16 protein-coding genes are annotated in these 18465 nt (G+C 57.1%); 7 read left to right on the top strand and 9 right to left on the bottom strand.

Translation table 11 applies throughout. From position 1 onward, the window contains the following. Positions 1-4 precede the first annotated feature (4 nt). Positions 5-1192, top strand: coding sequence for a Gfo/Idh/MocA family protein (locus QRN85_RS05320; RefSeq protein WP_284756983.1), 1188 nt, complete (start codon positions 5-7; stop codon positions 1190-1192). A 146-nt stretch (positions 1193-1338) separates the two neighbouring features. On the opposite strand, the gene QRN85_RS05315 is transcribed toward QRN85_RS05320, so the two are convergent. Then, the gene (locus QRN85_RS05315) at positions 1339-1521 is read right to left on the bottom strand and encodes a hypothetical protein (RefSeq protein WP_062588359.1); all 183 of its coding nucleotides are present in this window, start codon (positions 1519-1521) and stop codon (positions 1339-1341) included. A 391-nt stretch (positions 1522-1912) separates the two neighbouring features. On the opposite strand from QRN85_RS05315, the gene QRN85_RS05310 reads away from it, so the two are divergent. Then, complete coding sequence (locus tag QRN85_RS05310) at positions 1913-2530, top strand: hypothetical protein (RefSeq protein ID WP_284756985.1); 618 nt, start codon at positions 1913-1915, stop codon at positions 2528-2530. 37 nt (positions 2531-2567) lie between these two features. Here the strand turns inward: QRN85_RS05310 and QRN85_RS05305 are convergent, their stop codons facing one another. The 4 genes from QRN85_RS05305 to secA all read right to left on the bottom strand — a co-directional run bounded on the left by QRN85_RS05305 (position 2568) and on the right by secA (position 8332). Continuing rightward, positions 2568-3833, bottom strand: a complete 1266-nt coding sequence (locus QRN85_RS05305; RefSeq protein WP_284756987.1) for a GNAT family N-acetyltransferase — start codon at positions 3831-3833, stop codon at positions 2568-2570. A gap of 184 nt (positions 3834-4017) precedes the next feature. Next, the gene (locus QRN85_RS05300; protein WP_284756988.1) at positions 4018-4932 is read right to left on the bottom strand and encodes a DMT family transporter; all 915 of its coding nucleotides are present in this window, start codon (positions 4930-4932) and stop codon (positions 4018-4020) included. Positions 4933-5104: 172 nt separating this feature from the next. Continuing rightward, on the bottom strand, positions 5105-5440 hold the full coding sequence (locus QRN85_RS05295) for a hypothetical protein (protein WP_284756989.1): 336 nt from the start codon (positions 5438-5440) through the stop codon (positions 5105-5107). 177 nt (positions 5441-5617) lie between these two features. Next, positions 5618-8332 carry a preprotein translocase subunit SecA gene (secA, locus tag QRN85_RS05290; RefSeq protein ID WP_112962100.1) on the bottom strand — a complete coding sequence of 905 codons (2715 nt, stop codon included), beginning with the start codon at positions 8330-8332 and terminating at the stop codon, positions 5618-5620. Between the two features lie 242 nt (positions 8333-8574). Between secA and QRN85_RS05285 the strand changes: the two genes are divergently transcribed. From QRN85_RS05285 to QRN85_RS05265, 5 genes are all read left to right on the top strand, one after another. Then, positions 8575-9441 (top strand): peptidylprolyl isomerase, encoded by an 867-nt coding sequence (locus QRN85_RS05285; protein ID WP_082469724.1) that lies wholly within the window; start codon positions 8575-8577, stop codon positions 9439-9441. An 85-nt stretch (positions 9442-9526) separates the two neighbouring features. Next, positions 9527-10768: a bifunctional glutamate N-acetyltransferase/amino-acid acetyltransferase ArgJ gene (argJ, locus tag QRN85_RS05280; protein WP_284756992.1), complete on the top strand. Its 1242-nt coding sequence runs from the start codon at positions 9527-9529 to the stop codon at positions 10766-10768. 18 nt (positions 10769-10786) lie between these two features. Beyond that, on the top strand, positions 10787-11557 hold the full coding sequence (locus QRN85_RS05275) for a GNAT family N-acetyltransferase (protein ID WP_284756993.1): 771 nt from the start codon (positions 10787-10789) through the stop codon (positions 11555-11557). Then, positions 11557-11970 carry an 8-oxo-dGTP diphosphatase MutT gene (mutT, locus tag QRN85_RS05270; RefSeq protein WP_113091946.1) on the top strand — a complete coding sequence of 138 codons (414 nt, stop codon included), beginning with the start codon at positions 11557-11559 and terminating at the stop codon, positions 11968-11970. The genes QRN85_RS05275 and mutT overlap by 1 nt, the downstream gene beginning before the upstream one ends. A gap of 144 nt (positions 11971-12114) precedes the next feature. Then, complete coding sequence (locus QRN85_RS05265) at positions 12115-12435, top strand: hypothetical protein (protein ID WP_062588344.1); 321 nt, start codon at positions 12115-12117, stop codon at positions 12433-12435. A gap of 67 nt (positions 12436-12502) precedes the next feature. Here QRN85_RS05265 and QRN85_RS05260 read toward each other — a convergent pair whose 3' ends face one another. The 4 genes from QRN85_RS05260 to QRN85_RS05245 form a co-directional block, all read right to left on the bottom strand. Continuing rightward, positions 12503-15640 (bottom strand): multidrug efflux RND transporter permease subunit, encoded by a 3138-nt coding sequence (locus tag QRN85_RS05260; protein ID WP_062588343.1) that lies wholly within the window; start codon positions 15638-15640, stop codon positions 12503-12505. Positions 15641-15649: 9 nt separating this feature from the next. After that, on the bottom strand, positions 15650-16831 hold the full coding sequence (locus QRN85_RS05255; protein ID WP_112962105.1) for an efflux RND transporter periplasmic adaptor subunit: 1182 nt from the start codon (positions 16829-16831) through the stop codon (positions 15650-15652). Positions 16832-16860: 29 nt separating this feature from the next. Next, complete coding sequence (locus tag QRN85_RS05250) at positions 16861-17418, bottom strand: TetR/AcrR family transcriptional regulator (RefSeq protein ID WP_062588340.1); 558 nt, start codon at positions 17416-17418, stop codon at positions 16861-16863. An 82-nt stretch (positions 17419-17500) separates the two neighbouring features. Beyond that, positions 17501-18451, bottom strand: a complete 951-nt coding sequence (locus QRN85_RS05245) for a hydrogen peroxide-inducible genes activator (RefSeq protein WP_284756998.1) — start codon at positions 18449-18451, stop codon at positions 17501-17503. Positions 18452-18465 lie beyond the last annotated feature (14 nt).

The following is an 18465-nucleotide window of genomic DNA, read 5'->3' as shown; positions in this document are numbered from 1 at the left end:
CAATATGACGATCGAAGGAAAGACGACCGACAGGGCGAACAAGCGCATTCGCCTGGGCATGGTAGGTGGCGGTGCGGGTGCCTTCATCGGTGGTGTGCACCGTATGGCAGCGCGACTGGACAACCGGTTTGAGCTTGTGGCGGGAGCTTTGTCTTCCACGCCGGAAAAATCAAAGGCTTCTGGCCTCGAACTGGGTCTGGACGAAGACCGCTGCTATGGCTCATTCGAGGAGATGGCGGAGCGGGAAGCTGCCCGTGCCGACGGCATAGAGGCTGTGGCAATCGTAACGCCCAACCATGTGCATTACCCGGCTGCGAAAGCTTTTCTTGAGCGCGGCATCCATGTCATCTGCGACAAGCCGCTAACCTCGAACCTGGAAGATGCCAAAAAGCTTAAAGCCGTTGCCGAGAAGGCAGATGCGCTGTTTGTGCTGACGCACAATTACACCGGTTACCCGATGGCGCGTCATGCCCGCGAGCTGGTTGAAAGCGGCGCGCTGGGCGACATTAGACTGGTCCAGATGGAATATCCTCAGGACTGGCTTGCCGAACCGGTTGAACAGACCGGCGCAAAGCAGGCGGTGTGGCGCACCGATCCGGCACAGTCAGGGGCAGGCGGTTCTACCGGCGATATCGGGACACACGCCTACAATCTTGGCTGCTTCATTTCCGGGCTGGAGGCCGATGAACTTGCAGCCGATGTGCACACGTTTGTGGAAGGCCGTCGTCTGGACGACAATGCCCACGTCATGCTGCGTTTCAAGCCCAAGGACGGCAAGGCGCCGGCCAAGGGTCTGCTGTGGTGCAGCCAGGTTGCGGTGGGCAATGAAAACGGCCTGAAAGTGCGCGTCTATGGCAGCAAGGCCGGTATCGAGTGGACGCAGGCTGACCCGAACTATCTCTGGTTCACAAAGCTGGGAGAGCCAAAGCAACTGATTACCCGCGGGGGTGCCGGAGCAGGCGCTGCTGCAGCCCGTGTCAGCCGTATTCCGTCCGGTCATCCGGAGGGATATCTGGAAGCCTTCGCCACCATCTACACCGAGGCCGCAAATGCCATCGATGCGAGGCGGGCAGGCACAGAGCCAGACAAGGCCGTGGTCTACCCTACCATCGATGATGGTGTGAAAGGCGTGGCATTTGTCGAAGCATGCATAGCCTCGTCCAGACAGAATGGCGGCTGGGTAAAGCTTTAACGGCAATCGCGCGCCGGAATGCTTGAGGCGCGCCATTGCGTGAGTGCAAGAAGGGACGGATCAGTCCCTCTTTGCCTCAAGTTTGTTGAACAGACCTGCAATGCAAAGGTGGCGACATCCATTCGCCACCTTTGCGCAGGCACATCTTAAATCACTGGATAGAGCGACCAGAAAAACAACTCATGTTCCTTGTCGCGATCATGGTTTTCCTGCTCGTCATTGACCTTTTGCTCCTGTGGGGAGCCGCCGTCTCTTTTCAGTTTTTCTTCCTGAGCCTTGCGACCAAGTCCGAACAGATCGAATGAAAGCATGTTGAAGCCCGCAACCATTTTCGTTCCTCTTCGTCACATGTGTTAACGACAGGTAAAGTTTTGCGCGTTGCCACGATTTCGTCAAGATAGCCGACGGAATTAGTCTGTTAATGCGACGCGGGAATTGACGTTTTTCATTTCTAAAATTTGCTAATATACGCGATTTTTTTGTGGCCGATCGCCAGCGGCGCCCTTACCACGGCACCTCACATCTTGTGTTTGGTAATTCAGCTCCCGAACTCATCAGCTTTACGCTTATGAGCAGAAATGCGTCGTTTCCCCCGTGATCACATATTAGTTACACCTAATAATAAAATCTTTTCATTTTAGCAAATGCTCATATCTTAGGTTTTCCGGCGGCTTAGAATGTATTTGTGTCAAACGAGCCCGTGCGGAGGAGGAGAGTGATATGAGAAAAATAACATCTTCTTTGATTTTGAGTGCCTGTCTGGTCCTGCCATTCCAGGCAAACGCGCTTGACGTCAGCGTAGGCGGAGTGAGCGCAAGCGTGGGTGGCAATGACCGGGGTGGGATCAGCGCCAATGCATCTGTCGGGGGAAGCGGCGGCATCAATGCGGGGGCGGATGTCGGCGGACGAAGCGGTGGCGGCTTGGGAGCAGACGTCAATGCTTCGGTTGGCGGAGCAAGTGGACTGAACGCGAATACCAGCGCCAATGTGGGCGGGCGGGGCGGCGTCAATGCTGACGTGAATGCCTCTGTCGGCGGATCGAGAGGTCTCAATGCCAATGTCAATGTCGGCGTGGGGCCGACGACGGGCGTCGGCGTTGACGTGGGAATAGGCTCACCGGGAACGCCTGGGGGGCCAGTCACCCCCGGCACGCCGGGCGGCACGATCAGCCCAGGGACAATACCTCCGGGAGCCATTCGCGACGCCATATATTCCTACAACAACATGTCGCGTAACGAGCGTGTGCAGTTGGCGAAACGTTGCGTAGACATTCTGAATGGTGGCTACGACGCTGCCTTGACGAAACTCTGCCGCATGATCCAGACGGCATCGCGATAGGAAATAGGGAGGAGCGGGCTTTCCTGCTCCTCCAATTCTATTTCCTGGCCAGCGACATGATGCGTTCGCGCAAAACGCGGGCGAGATTCCGGGTGTTTCTGTACATGTGAACCTGGGCGGCAACCTGTCTCACATCGCGGTCGCTGTTCTGCGCCAATCCGATGACGAGTGTTCCCATTTGTGCGGTCTCCGCCCAGAAGCCGGACAGCTCCCGATCTTCATCAACAGCGCAGCTATCGGTACGGATGATGTTCGCGTCATCAAGATGCCATTCCGTCAGGCGTTGCATGAGCAACTGATCTATCTGATATGGCTGATAGGTTTCATCGATCGCGATCTTCCACAAATAGGCTTCACCCATTGTCATGAAGACGACCGCAGAGGCGATGGCTTTGCCATCTAGGTTCAGGGTGTGGATACGGACCGCATCGATCTCCGCAAGATTGGTAATCGCTTCGCGGGCAAACGCCGCTCTGTACCGATCACTGACCAGTGCGGAGCGCTTGCGTCCCTTCGAACCGCTGGCCTCGAGGGCAAGGAATTCCTCGGTTCGCAACCGTATGTCCTGCTGCTGTCTCGCGACCTCGTAAGAGAGAGAACCACTACCCTCGATATGGCGCCAGTGTTTGCCCATTGTCTGAAATTCGACCGGCGTGAGCCTGTTTTCCAGATAGGCCTGCGCGTCGATTTGGCTTTCCAGCATCACACGGTGATGAGGTTCTGCGGTGGTCAGTGGCAGGTTGCGGCTGAGTGCGATGGCCTTGACCATCCGCACGAACGGCCCGTCCAGTCTCAGCATGGGCAGGACAAGGACGTGCGGCAGGCGTAGTTCCGGTTGGGAAAGAGCGTCCAGCAAATTGTCGATGGTTTCCGCTGCGCCCTCGGCGTCGACAAGGGGTGTGCCGAGAGGGCCGAACGGATTGGCCCAGGCACGTAGGATTGTCGGGCCGATGGAAAAGCCCGGCTTTTCGACCGTGAACGGCATCAAAAACCGCATCCGGCTGCGACTGCCGTTTTCGTCACGCATCAGGGCGAAGCGGACGGACCGGTCATCCACGCGTGGCATGGCCGGGGCAAGCAGCTTGCCGGTAAAGAAAATATTGGGCTCAAGCACTCGATTGGACAGGAAATCGAGTTCTTCCTGCAGGTCATAGCCCAGTTGAGCGGGATATATGCAGAACTCACGGCCGGAGCGACCGACGCGAACACTGCTATCTGCGGCTGGTCGTTCCGGCAAAGGCTTTGCCAGAAGTGCCGCGAACCGAGTGTCTCTGATATCTGGATCGTTCGGGTCGCTTGCCATGCCTATGCTATGCCGTCCTTCTCATGGGTTGCCGCGACAATGTGAAGCTTACCGGCGCCAATACTTTTGTTATCAACGACCACGACAGTATCCATATCACCAATTCAACTGACAGGTGGTTACTATTTCATATATTGAAACACAGGCAATGTTGAGCATCTTCCACCGGTAAAATTGAGATTTGCTAAAAATCCCTCTCACATGTGATATCCGGTGCCAATAGCTGCGCTGTCCGGCGTTTCGGATACAGTCCGAGAACGAGTGCGCAGCCAGCGATGATAACGAGCGCTCCGATGGCCTGGATTACAGAAAATGGCTCGTCCAGCGCGACCGCCCCGACGATGACAGCGATGATGGTGACCACGAACTCGACGCTGATCGTTTTCGTGGCTCCAATCAGGGAAACGAGCCGGAAATAGGTGATGTAGGTCAGCGCGCTCATGATGATGGCAAGGCTGAACAGATAGGCGAAATCGGACAGGTTGGGCGTGGTCGGCACGGGTATCACGATCAGCAGGGGAAGGGTCATCAGGCCGCCTGCAAGGAAGGACCCTATCGTGATTTCCCAGGCGCCGGAGCCCCTGAGGTGGCGGCTTGCATAATTGCTTCCGAAGGCGGCACAGATGCAGCCCAGCAGGCAGGCGCTACAGCCCAGGGCGAAGGCGGCGGTGAAGGGGACGGCGGGAAAACCAACCAGAATGACAATGCCGCTGAAGCCGAGGATCATTCCGATAAGGCTCTGTGCAGAAATTCTCTCCAGCCCCCACAGCTGACCAATCAGCATGGAAAACAAGGGGATGCTGGCAACCAAGATCGCGGCCATCGCCGTTCCGATGATGGGCGTGGCGTATGAGAGACCGACCAGCTGGCCGGCGACTGTCGTTGCGCCAACCACTGCAAACGCCTTCCATCCCGCACTGAAATCCAGTTTCCGTCTGGCAACTCGCGCAATGATGAGGAGCGTAAGGCTGGCAATGAAGCAGCGCAATGTGACCGCCCCGACCCAACCAAAAGCCGCAACGGCATGAAGAACGAGGAGAAACGAAAGACCCCAGGCCACCGCAAGAAACATATAGGCAGCAAATTCTGCGGGCTTCATAGGGGGCGGTCCGAAGTTGGAAAACAGGGAAAGCGCCAGAGCGTTTCCAGCAGGGAAACGCTCTACGAGAGCCAGCCCGGACCGTCAAACGAATTATAATGAATGCTCGGTTTTGTGAGCGGCGCTAAGGATGCCGAGGCGGGAGTTCGCTCACCGCCTGCGGCTTTGGTTCTCACTCTTCGATTGTGTATTCGCCCAATTCGCACAGGTCTTGCGTATCGGTGGTGGTGTCCAGATCGGGGCTGTCCTGGAACTCGAACCGCATGTCGTAGTCACAGACATCGCGGCCATCGGCAATCGTGATTTTAATGCTCTCGCCGGGGGCCAAGGTGTGATTTCCGAAAACATCGCCTTCCCAATCTTCTTCGTCCACGGGGGAGGTGTAGAAGTGGGTCAGAACCGAATTCGTGCCGTTCTTGAGGACGAAGACCAGATCGTCGGCAAAACTTGGCGTTGCAAAGGTCAATGTGGCAATTGCTGCAAGGGCGTTGATTTTGAAAGCGTTCACAATTTCACTGCCTGAAAATGGTTGAAGATACCGTTTCTCATAAGCCGAAACCGCTGCACCGATAAAGGGGGTGGCTACCCCTTGTGCCAGACCATTTTTGGGCCAAAAGGCCCTTTGCAAACGAAAATGGCCCACGCATCGGTGGGCCAATTCAATAACGCACGTTTCGAAAGCGGCTTATGCCTGCTCAAAAATACCGTGGCAATGCTTGTACTTCTTGCCGGAGCCGCAAGGGCAGGCTTCGTTGCGCCCGATTTTGCCCCAGGTTGCGGGGTTGTTGGGGTCGCGCTGTTCCGGCGGGACGTAGATGGCGCCCGAGTCACGACCGCCTTCGGAAAACTCATCTTCACCGGTGACCGGATCGAGATGGTGCGGCGTCATTTCCGGCAGCTCGGGCTGTGGCGGATCACGCACCAGCTCAACGCGCATGAGTTGCGCCGTCACGGCTTCGCGCAGGTTGGCCAGAAGCGCCTGGAAGAGTTCGAAGGCTTCTGCCTTGTATTCCTGCAGCGGATCGCGCTGCGCATAGCCGCGGAAGCCCACAACCGAGCGAAGGTGATCCAGATTGACGATGTGTTCGCGCCACAGGTGGTCGATTGTCTGAAGAATAACGGAACGCTCGACATAGGTCATGACTTCTGGGCCGAAACGCTCTGTCTTTTCAGCGACTGCCTTGTCCGCAGCTTCCGTGATGCGCTGAAGGATATCGTCTTCTGCGATACCTTCCTCTTTCGCCCACTCATCGACCGGTAGATCGAGATTCAGGAACTGCTCGATGCCAGCCTTCAGGCCCACCATGTCCCACTGTTCAGCGTAGGCGTTTTCCGGAACATGCTTGGTGACAAGAACCTCGATCACCTCGTTGCGCATGTCGGATGCCGTCTCGCTGATATTCTCGGCTTCCATCAGTTCGAGACGCTGCTCGAAGATAACCTTACGCTGGTCGTTGAGAACGTCGTCATATTTCAGAAGGTTTTTACGGGTTTCGAAGTTGCGTGCTTCGACCTTCTTCTGCGCGCGTTCCAGCGCCTTGTTGATCCATGGATGGACAATCGCTTCGCCTTCTTTGAGGCCAAGCTTCTGCAGCATCGAGTCCATGCGGTCGGAACCGAAGATGCGCATCAGGTCATCTTGAAGCGACAGGTAGAACTTCGAGCGGCCAGGGTCACCCTGACGGCCGGAACGACCACGCAACTGGTTGTCGATACGGCGGCTCTCGTGACGCTCGGTGGCGATGACGAACAGGCCGCCGGCTGCAAGCGCCTTGTCCTTGAGAACCTTGATCTCTTCGCGAATGGCTTTTTCCTTCGCGTCGCGCTCAGCGCCTGGCTCCATGCCTTCGAGCTCACGCTCGAGACGCATATCGACGTTACCGCCAAGCTGGATGTCGGTGCCTCGACCGGCCATGTTGGTGGCGATGGTCACGGCACCGGGAACGCCTGCTTGAGAGACAATATAGGCTTCCTGCTCGTGGTAACGCGCGTTCAGGACCTGGAAATTTTCAAAGCCGGTCTGGCGAAGCATTGTCGCCAGTAATTCCGATTTTTCAATCGAGGTGGTGCCGACGAGAACGGGCTGATTGCGCTCGTGCGCAGCCTTGATCTCTTCAATGATCGCCTTGAATTTCTCTTCGCCTGTCCGATAGACTTCGTCGTCTTCATCGATACGCTGGATCGGAAGGTTCGTAGGCACTTCGATGACATCGAGGCCGTAGATGTTGCCAAATTCTTCGGCTTCCGTCGAAGCAGTACCGGTCATGCCCGCGAGCTTCTTGTACATGCGGAAATAGTTCTGGAAGGTCACCGAAGACAGCGTCTGATTCTCAGGCTGGATCTGCACCTTTTCCTTGGCTTCGAGCGCCTGATGCTGGCCTTCCGAATAGCGTCTGCCCGGCATCATGCGGCCAGTGAATTCGTCGATGATGACGATTTCGCCATTGCGGACGATGTAGTCCTTGTCACGCTGGAACAGCTTGTGGGCCTTCAGCGCGTTGTTGATGTGGTGGACGATGGCGACGTTCTCGACATCGTAAAGCGATTCGCCCTTGAGCAGGCCAGCCTGCCGCAAAAGGTTCTCCAGCTTTTCTGTGCCTTCTTCGGAGAAGTTGGCAGAACGCTGCTTTTCGTCGATTTCGTAGTCTTCCGGCGTCAGGGCCGGAATGAATGCATCGATGGTGTTGTAAAGGTCGGAGCGATCATCCAGCGGTCCGGAAATGATCAGCGGCGTGCGTGCCTCATCGACCAGGATCGAGTCGACTTCGTCGACGATCGCGTAATGGTGGCTGCGCTGCACCATCTGGGCCTTGTCATACTTCATGTTGTCACGAAGATAATCGAAGCCAAGCTCGTTGTTGGTGGCGTAGGTGATATCGCAGGCATAGGCCGCGCGGCGCTGGTCATCGTCCAGACCGTGCACGATGACACCCGTCGTCAGGCCGAGAAAGCTGTAGAGCCGCGCCATGGTGGCGGCGTCGCGCTGTGCCAGATAGTCGTTGACGGTAACAACGTGAACGCCCTTGCCTTCGAGCGCATTGAGGTAAACCGCAAGCGTCGCGACGAGCGTCTTGCCTTCACCGGTCTTCATTTCCGAAATGGCGCCCGAATGGAGAATCATCGCACCGGTCAGCTGCACGTCGAATGGCCGCATTCCCAGAACGCGCCGGGATGCTTCGCGCGCCACCGCGAATGCAGGGACGAGGATGCTGTCCAGCGTCTTGCCATCGGCAAGCTGCTGGCGGAATTCTACCGTCTTGGCGGCAAGCGCTTCATCCGAAAGAGCCTTCATCTGCTCTTCCAGCGCGCCGATGGCGTTGATATTGCTTCGATAAGAGCGGACACGGCGTTCATTTGCCGAACCGAACAACTTGCGGGCTATTCCGCCGAGACTGACCATCTTAGTGGCCCTTTCTGAAATTCCGTTTTTGCCCGGGATGCGCATTCTGTCACCGTAATAAAGTACAAATGACAGACTTCACCCTGAAACGTATCTGGACGCGAGGTTGCGTGACAGATAAGAGGGGGGGCAAATGATGTCAACGGTTCTGCCCGTTACAGAATGGCCACATTCCGGTGTTTGGAAGTTTTTTCAGCCGGAAAACCACGTCTGGAGCCGGCATTGTCTCCGAAAGGTTTAATATGTTGCGCTATAATAGAATTGCGGCTGCTGTCATCGTAGCTACGCTTGGGCTTCAGTTTCCTGCTTTCGCACAGGAAGATGCCGTGGTCGCAAAGGTCGGCGATCTGGAAATCCGCCAGTCCGAACTTGATCTTGCCATGAGCAATCTCGACCCGCAGCTGGCCCAGCTTCCCGACGAACAGAAGAAGGTAGCGGCTCTCTCCGGCGCGATCGACGTCAAGCTTCTCGTCAAGGACGCGACGGCAGAAGGTCTGGAAAAGACAGAAGACTTCAAGAAACGCCTTGCTTTCATTTCCGACCGTGAACTGCACAACGCCTACTTCCGCAAGCATGTCGTGGATGCCGTGACCGACGCCGAAGTGAAGGCGCGCTACGACAAGGAAGTTGCTGCTCTTCCACAGGAAGAAGAAGTCAAGGCTGCTCATATTCTGGTCGCGACCGAAGAAGAAGCCAAGGACGTCATCAAGCAGCTGGACGCAGGCAAGGATTTCGCAGCACTGGCCAAGGAAAAGTCCACCGATTCCAACAAGGATGACGGCGGTGATCTGGGCTGGTTCGGCAAGGGCCGCATGGTTCCTGAATTCGAAGAAGCCGCATTCAAGCTTGAAAAGGGCGCCTACACCAAGGAGCCTGTGAAGTCGCAGTTCGGCTTCCACGTCATCAAGCTGGAAGACAAGCGCGTCGCACCGCCACCGGCTTTCGATCAGGTCGAAGCACAGGTTCGCCAGCTGGTCATGCGCGACAAGTATGTTGCGCTGATCGAGAAGGCCAAGGCCGCTCAGAAGATCGATATTCCTGATGAGGCCATGCGCAAGGCCTATGAGGAAGCCAGCAAGCAGCAGGCCGAACAGCCCGCTCAGCAGTAAGCCAGACATTATCTGCGGGGCGGCGACAAGCCGCCCTGTTTCTTTATCGGTTTTATTCCATCCCCATTATGCAGGTTCCTGTTCCATGTCCGCTGCCGTTTCTCCGCTCGCTCCGAAATCCTTCCCAGACATGCCCGCTTTGCGAGGTGTGCGAATGGCAACGGCTGCTGCCGGCATCAAGTACAAGAACCGAACCGATGTTCTGTTGATGGTGTTCGACAAGCCTGCCAGTGTGGCGGGTGTTTTCACCAGGTCGCGTTGCCCGTCTGCTACTGTTGATTTCTGCCGTGCGAACCTGGCTGGTGGTGTTGCCCGTGCCGTTGTTGTCAATTCCGGCAATGCGAATGCCTTCACCGGTGTTAAGGGCAAGGCAGCGACAGAGCTGACCGGCAAGTCTGCCGCAGAAGCCGTTGGCTGTGCTGCGAGTGAAGTTTTTCTTGCTTCGACCGGGGTCATCGGTGAGCCGCTGGACGCCACGAAATTTGCCGGTGTTCTCGGACAGATGAACAAGGATGCGACCGGCGACTTCTGGCAGGAAGCCGCCAAGGCCATCATGACCACGGATACCTATCCGAAAGTTGCAACCCGTACCGCCGAAATCGGTGGCATTACCGTCACCATCAACGGCATTGCCAAGGGTGCGGGCATGATTGCGCCCGACATGGCGACGATGTTGTCCTTTGTCGTGACCGATGCCGACATCGCCGCACCGGCGCTGCAGGCCCTTCTGGCGGCTGGCGTCGGTCCAACCTTCAATTCGGTTACGGTCGATAGCGACACATCCACATCCGATACGCTGATGCTGTTTGCGACCGGTGCCGCCGCTGCGGACGGGCAGGCGCGTATCGAAGATGCCAATGACCCAAAGCTCGCTTCTTTCCGGGATGCGTTGAACGCACTGCTCAAAGACCTTGCGCTGCAGGTTGTTCGTGACGGTGAAGGCGCGCGCAAGATGGTGGAAATCACCGTAACGGGTGCTGAAAGCGACGCTGCGGCAAAGAAGATCGCACTTTCGATCGCAAACTCTCCCTTGGTCAAGACCGCCGTTGCGGGTGAAGACGCAAACTGGGGCCGTGTCGTCATGGCCGTCGGCAAGTCAGGGGAACTCGCGGATCGCGACCGGCTTGCTATCTGGTTCGGACATGTCCGCGTTGCCGTCAATGGCGAGCGCGACCCCGAGTATTCCGAAGCGGAAGCCAGCGCCGTGATGAAAAACGAGGATATTCCGGTCAAAGTCGACATCGGGCTTGGCAATGGTACTGCAACGGTATGGACCTGCGATTTGACCAAGGAATATGTCGAGATCAACGGCGACTACCGGAGCTGATCTGTGGGGTCTCTTGATATGCGCAGCATGCCAATCAATCTTCCGCTTGTCCGCAGGCTGGAAGCCGTTAGCTTTCGGGCATGGCCTGCCTCGTCCGTCATCTATGATGGCAGCTGGCAGATTCGCCTGACCGGGTCTCACCCATCCAAGCGGATCAATTGCGTCGTGCCGCTCGATCCATCCGACTATGGACATTGCGACGTTCGTCTTGAAAAGGCGCGCAAGCGTTTTGAGGATTTCGGACGACCGCTGATCGTGCGCGAGACGGCACTCATGCCGCCGCAATTGCGCGATCATCTTACGCGTGATGGCTGGACGGTATTCGAAGAGGTCGATGTCATGACCAGCGACATCGCCAATGCGGAGCTTCCGGAAACGATGGCACATCTTCCAAGCCATGATATCGGGCGGTTCGTGGAAGCAAGCCTCAAAGTTAGCGGCGACGATCCGTCGCTTCGATCCGCAATTGCGGAGATCGTCACATCCATCAAGCCGACACTCGGCCTTTTCACGAAGGAAGAGGTCGAGGGCGAGCCGCAGGCAACTGTGATTTGCGTGCAAGACAATGATCTTGCCGGCATTCTCTCTCTTGAGGTTGCCGAGCCGATCCGACGTCAGGGCACGGGTTCGCAGATCCTCACATCGGCGCTGCGCTGGGCCCGCATCAGCGGCGCGAAGACCGCCTGGCTCCAGGTTGTCTCGACAAACCGACCGGCTATCGCACTTTACCAGAAGTTCGGCTTTTCGACGGCCTATACCTATCGCTACTGGCGCAAGGATGCTGCCTGATGGCCGAGGCTGGCAGAAGCATATTGCTGGTCGCCGCCTGCGCGCTGGTGGATCAGGATGGTCGTATCCTTCTGGCGCAACGGCCCGAGGGTAAATCGCTTGCCGGACTATGGGAGTTTCCCGGTGGCAAGGTGGAGCCGGGCGAAACGCCCGAGGAAACGCTGATCCGGGAACTGGAAGAGGAGCTTGGGATCAAAACCAAAGTTGCCTGCCTTGCACCCCTGACATTTGCCAGCCACAGCTACGACACCTTTCACCTGCTGATGCCGCTTTACGTGTGCAGGCGTTACGAAGGCATTCCGCGCGGAGCCGAGGGGCAGGCAATCAAGTGGGTCAAACCGCAGGCATTACGGGATTACCCCATGCCGCCAGCAGATGAACCACTGATCCCTTATCTTCAGGACTTATTGTAAAGCCTTTTTTAAAATAAACCTGTGAAGAAGGGATTTTCACGGCTTCGTGCGTACCAAAACGGGGCGCCATTAACCTTTCATTCAGCACCATCTGGCAGATTCACAGGCTGAATAATTGGTAAATGGCGCGTAGCGAGGCCGAAAATGAACGAAGATTTCTGGAAAACAGTCGAGGATCGCCAATCCTATTCCGAGAAGTCGCGCAGAATTGGCGTTTTGAATGTCGCGCTGCTGTTCGGTATGGTTGCCATCGCCCTTTCGCTCATCGTCACTCCCATGCTGGCTGGTAAGACACCGCCTTCCCGTTTCGCGCAGGTGCCTGATAGTTTCGACATGATCAGCACAGGCTCGATCAACCGCAGCGAACAGCCAAAAAAGTCCTACAGCATTCGCCGCAGTATCACGCAGCCCATGCCCGGCTCGGTCTGCATTGTCGATGGATATTCCAACGGCCGCGACTGCTGAAGTTCACGACAGCTCTGATTTGAAACGACAACGCCGCAGATCATCTCTGCGGCGTTTTCGTTCAGGCTCAACCCTCTATGGGCTTGGCTTCTTCCGCAGGCGGCTCTTCCGTCGGTCTTTTCGTGCGCATCAATGTGAGGACGAAAACGAAGAAGGCCGGGACGAAGAAGATCGCAAGGACCGTTGCCGAAACCATACCGCCAAGCACGCCCGTGCCGATGGCGTTCTGGCTGGCAGCACTTGGGCCGGTGGCGATTGCAAGCGGCACCACGCCCAATGTGAAGGCAAGCGACGTCATGATGATGGGGCGGAAGCGGACACGCGCTGCCTCTACCGCTGACTCCATGAGCGACTTGCCCTCGGCATAGTAGTCCTTCGCGAACTCAACGATCAGAATCGCGTTCTTGGCGGAAAGGCCGATAATGGCGATCAGGCCCACCTTGAAGTAGATGTCATTGGGCATGTCACGCAGGATGACCGCAAGTACCGATCCGATGACGCCCAGAGGAACCACCAACATCACGGCAAGCGGAATGGACCAGCTTTCGTAAAGTCCGGCAAGCAGCAGGAACACGAAAAGGATGCTGAGGCCGAAGAGGAATGGGGCCTGCGAACCCGATTTGATCTCTTCCAGTGCCTGTCCCGTCCATTCATAGCCGATGCCTGAGGGCAGTTCCGAGGCGAGCTTTTCCATTTCCGCAATCGCAGCGCCCGTGGAATTTCCCGGAGCGGGAGAGCCGGCAATACGGATCGTCGGATAGCCGTTATAGCCAACGATCTGCGGTGAACCCTTCTGCCATTGCGCGATGGCAAAGGAGCTGAGGGGCACCATGCCGCCACTTGAATTGCGGACATTCAGTTTCAGCAGGTCTTCGACCTGAAGGCGGTCGCGATCCTGCGCCTGTACGACGACGCGCTGCATTCGGCCCGAGTTCGGGAAGTCGTTGATGTAGGACGAACCGAGGTTGGCGGTGATGGTGTTGTTGATATCGGCGAAGGTGACGCCGAAGGTATTGGCCTTTTCGCGGTCGATGACGAGCAGAATCTGCGCAGCGTCGGGAAGACCTTCCACGCGCATACCGGCAAGGATGGGGCTCTGCGCCGCCTTCTGCATCAACTCGGCAGAGGCAGCCGAGAGGGCCGCCTGGCCGATTCCGTTGCGGTCCTGTAGCCGGAAGGAAAAGCCGCCGGATGTGCCGAAACCTTCGATGGGAGGAGGCGAAAGCGCAAAGGTTGTCGCGTCCTTCAGACCAAAGAGTTTCATGTTGGCGCGGTTGGCAATGTCCTGGGCGGAATTGTCGGCACCGCGCTCTGACCAATCCTTGAGCGTGATGAAGGCAAGGGCCGCATTTGCGCCGTTACCAGAGAAGCTGAAGCCCTGGATGGCAACGACGTCCTTGACCGACGGCTCCGCCGCAAAGATCTTTTCGATCTGCTCGATGGACGCAGTGGTGCGGTTGGCACTTGCCTCTGGCGGACCCTGGATATCAACGATCAGGAAGCCCTGGTCTTCATCCGGCACGAAGGCGCTCGGCAGGCTGATGAACAGATAGCCGAGGCCCGCGAGAAGCGCGAGATAGATGACCATCATCCGCCCGGCGCGACGCGCGCCGCCGGTGGCCGCCCTGGTATAGCCATGAGTCAGGGAATCAAATTTGCGGTTGAACCAGCCGCCGGGGCCCCGCTTCTCGTGATGTCCGGCCTTGATCGGCTTGAGGAATGTTGCGCAAAGCGCTGGCGTCAGTGACAGCGCCAGAAATGCGGAAAACAGGATGGATACGACCATCGTCAAGCTGAACTGGCGATAGATGATGCCCGTCGAGCCAGGGAAGAAGGCCATGGGAATGAACACGCAGGCCAGAACCAGCGTAATACCCAGAATAGCGCCGGTGATCTGGCGCATGGCTTTTTGCGTGGCGGCCTTGGGCGACAGGCCTTCCTCGGCCATGATGCGTTCGACATTTTCCACAACGACGATAGCGTCATCAACGAGGATGCCGATGGCAAGCACCATCGCGAACATCGTCAAAACGTTGATGGAAAATCCGGTGGCATACATGACGGCGCAGGTGCCAAGTAGCGCCACGGGCACGACAAGCGTCGGGATGACGGTGTAGCGGAAGTTCTGCAGGAACACGAACATCACCACGAAAACGAGGATGATGGCTTCCACCAGCGTATGAAGCACCTTCTCGATAGACGCGGAAACGAAGGGGCTCGTGTCATAGGGAACGGAATAGGCAACGCCGGTGGGGAAGAAGCGGGACAGTTCCTCAAGCTTTGCCGACACCGCCTTGGACGTGGCAACGGCGTTACCGGTGGATGAAAGCTGAATGCCGACGGCGGCGCTTGCCTGACCGTTCAAGCGGCTGGAGAAGTTGTAGGTTTCCGCACCGAGTTCGATGCGGGCGACATCTTTCAGGCGCACACTGCTGCCATCGGGATTGGCACGCAGGACGATGTTTCCGAATTCCTCAGTGTCTGTGAGCTGGCCTTTGACAAGGACGGTCGCCGTCAAATCCTGTGTGACCGGATTGGGTGCCGCGCCGATCTGCCCGGCAGCAACCTGAGCATTTTGGGCGGTGATGGCGCTGTTGATATCGGCGGCGGTGAGATTGAGGCCAACGAGCTTGTCGGCGTCGATCCACACGCGCATAGCACGTTGGGCAGAAAATAGCTGTGCACGGCCAACGCCTTCGATGCGGCGTAGTTCACCGAGAACGTTTCGGTTGAGATAGTCACCAAGGCCCACCTCGTCCATGGTTCCGTCGGTCGAGGTCAACGTGATGAACATGAGGAAGCCGGAGGCAGCTTCTTCCACCGTCACGCCCTGCGCCGCAACGGCTGACGGAAGGCGGGCTTCGACACGGCGAATGGCGTTTTGCACATCAACGGAGGCCTGGTTGATGTTTGTGCCTGCCTGGAAGGTCGCGTTGATGGAAACCTGGCCCGACGTATCCGAGGTGGACTCGAAATACATCAGCCCTTCAACGCCGTTCAACTCGTCTTCGATAAGACGGGTGACGCCCTGATAGATGTCCTGCGGCGATGCGCCCGGGTAACTCGTTGAAATGGTGAGCTGCGGCGGCGCGACCTTGGGATACTGCGCGATTGGCAGGAAAGGCAGCGCGATGACGCCCGCGATGGAAATGAAAAGCGCGAAAACCCAGGCGAGGATCGGCCGTCTGATGAATAGTTGTGCCATGGGAAACCCTTACTGCTTGGGTGTTTGCGCGGTTGCTTCAGCCGGCTTTTCCGGCTGCCACGGTTCCGGCGCGATTTTGCCTCCAGGCTGGACTTTCTGTGCGCCATCGACCACGATTTTCTCGCCAGCCTTCAGGCCGTTTTCGATGACCCACTCCGAACCGATGGCCTGACCGAGTACGACAGGACGAGCCTCGGCTGTGCTGTCTTCCTTGGCAACATAGACCAGAGGCTTGCCATCTGCAGTACGGACAATCGACCGCTGCGGTATGGTGATGGCGCTTTCACGCACGGCCTGTTCAATTCTGACGCGCACATACATGCCGGGCAGCAGATCCCGACGCGCGTTCGGAAATTCGGCGCGCAGCGTAACCTGACCCGTGGTGGAATCAACGCTTGCGCTGGCAAAGAGCAGACGGCCAGGATCCGAATAGACGCTGCCATCATCAAAGACGAGACGCACGCTTGCCTGATCAGGCGCGGTGCTTGCCAGCTTGCCTTCCTCGACAGCTCGTTTCAAAGCCATCATATCCTGCGCCGACTGGGTGAAATCCGCGTAGATGGGATCGATCTGCTGAATGAGGGCAAGATTCTGGGTTCCGTCAGCGGTGACCAGCGCGCCTTCGGTGACCAGTGCGGCGCCGATAATGCCGGTAATCGGTGCACGGACTTCGGTATATTCGAGGTTGATGCGCGCCTCGTCCAACGCGGCCTGCTGAAGCGCAACATCTGCCTCTGCCTGGGCAAGCGTGACGGCGGCCGTATCGTAGTCGATGCCGGTCGAGACGTTGCGTTCGCGCAGATTTTTCTGACGTTCCAGCTGCTGGCGTGCATTGTCCTGTGTGGCCTTTGCGCGTTGCAACGCAGCTTCTGCGCTTGCTACACGCACTTTGAACAGTCGCGGATCGATGCGGTAGAGAACGTCATCCTTCTTGACGAGCGTTCCCTGCTGGAACACGCGCTCCTGCAAGATGCCAGAGACTCGCGCGCGGACTTCGGCGACACGCGTCGCTGCAATTCTTCCGGGCAACTCATTGATAACGGGAACCGATCTGGCCTTCAGTTCGAGAACGCCGACTGCCGGGGGTGGCATCTGCATTCCTTCCTGAGCATTCGCGCCATTGGCAGCTATGGTTAGGGCAATGGCCGAGATGAGTGGCAACAGCCTTGGCAGAGACATTCTGCTTTGCATTATATCGTCCTCTTTATCACCGCGGGTGATCAGGTTTCTTTGGGGGAATTCAAATAAATGGCGCGGATATCTTCGAGAATTGCCAGCCGGGCTTCCGCATCCCACTGGTAGAAATTGAAATATTCGGTGCAGGAAAAACCGGTGAGTGCCAGATACGCAACCAGAGCCGCCCGTGGTTTTTCGCAACCGCTAATGTCTTCAAGCTCCCTGCGGGTCCAATCCTGCATTTTTTCGTGCAGCTTTTTCTCGCCGGACATGGCGGCACTCAACGCAAGACACACCGCCTTATCGGTATCATCAGGCTCTTCTTCGGCCACGGTGATGCGAGCAAAAAGCTCAGGGTGTGCCTGATCTTTGGACGTTTCGACGCAGGTACGGATGTGCTGCTGCTCTGAGAAAAGCCGACGCTCTATCAATGCTTCCAGCAAAGCCGCTTTCGATTTATGATCGTAGACGACCCTGGACTTGCTGACGCCCGCTTCCTGAGCAACGGCATCGATTGAAACGCCGACCGCGCCAAGACGCAGGATGACGCGTTCTGCGGCATCCAGGATGTCATCGGCACTGATCTTCCGCGTACGGGCCATATTTGCTCACTATCTAAAACAGAAATTCAAATACGAACGTTCGTGTTTTAAAGCAAGCGTAAGAACATACAAAATTAGTTGATTATCGGAAACTTGATTTGGGCGAACCCGAAAACGTCCTTTTCGCCGTGCGATCTTCGCGAATCCGCGCTGACGATTGCCGGATGATATCGGAGATGGGCAGCAACTGCTTGATCAGCGGCGTGTTGTTTCGCCATATCATGCCGATGGACCGCACAGGAGCAGGGGCATCGAAACGGGAGATTGAGACATGCGCGGAGCGGGTCTCCAGAGACACCGCCATCTCCGGAATGAGTGTGATGCCGATGCCGGCACTGACCATCTGTACCAATGTCGACAGAGAGCTTCCTTCCATGACCTCGCGTGGCTGGCTGGAGCCAACGTGGCAAAAGGCCAAGGCCTGATCTCTGAAGCAATGGCCCTCTTCAAGAAGCAGCAGCCGCATCTGTGGAAGTGCGCCCCTGTCCGGCACGGGCTTGCCTTCATCTTCATGCCTTCGTACCAGAACGAATTCCTCATCGAAGAGCTTTATCTCGCTCAATGAGGGCTCCGACACTGGCAGGGCCACGATGGCAAGGTCCAGATCGCCCTGCTTCAATTCCTCGATCAATTTTGCAGTCTGCGTCTCTCGTATCTGGAGCTCCATGCCATCGAAGGCGGTATTGAGGTCATTGATGATGACAGGGAGCAGATAGGGTGCGACCGTCGGTATGACGCCGATGCGCAGGCGGGAAAGAAACGAGTGTTTCGCGGCTCGCGCCATTTCGCCCAGTTCATCCACATTGCGGAGAATCTTTCGCACGCGAACGGCGAACGTCTGACCGAAAGCGGTCAGCCTCACGTCCTTTGCGCTGCGCTCGAACAGCTCATGGCCAACCTCCTCCTCAAGTTCCTTGATTTGCATGGAAAGAGCAGGCTGCGAAATGGCGCAGGCATCTGCCGCAAGGCGGAAACGACGATGCCGTGCGAGAGCTTCAAAATAGCGCAGCTGTTTGAGCGTCAGATTCTTCATAAGGATATCTTATC

It is taken from the genome of Agrobacterium sp. fls2-241-TYG-188a, from assembly GCF_030209845.1.
This window is presented reverse-complemented; position numbering and strand designations above follow the sequence as displayed.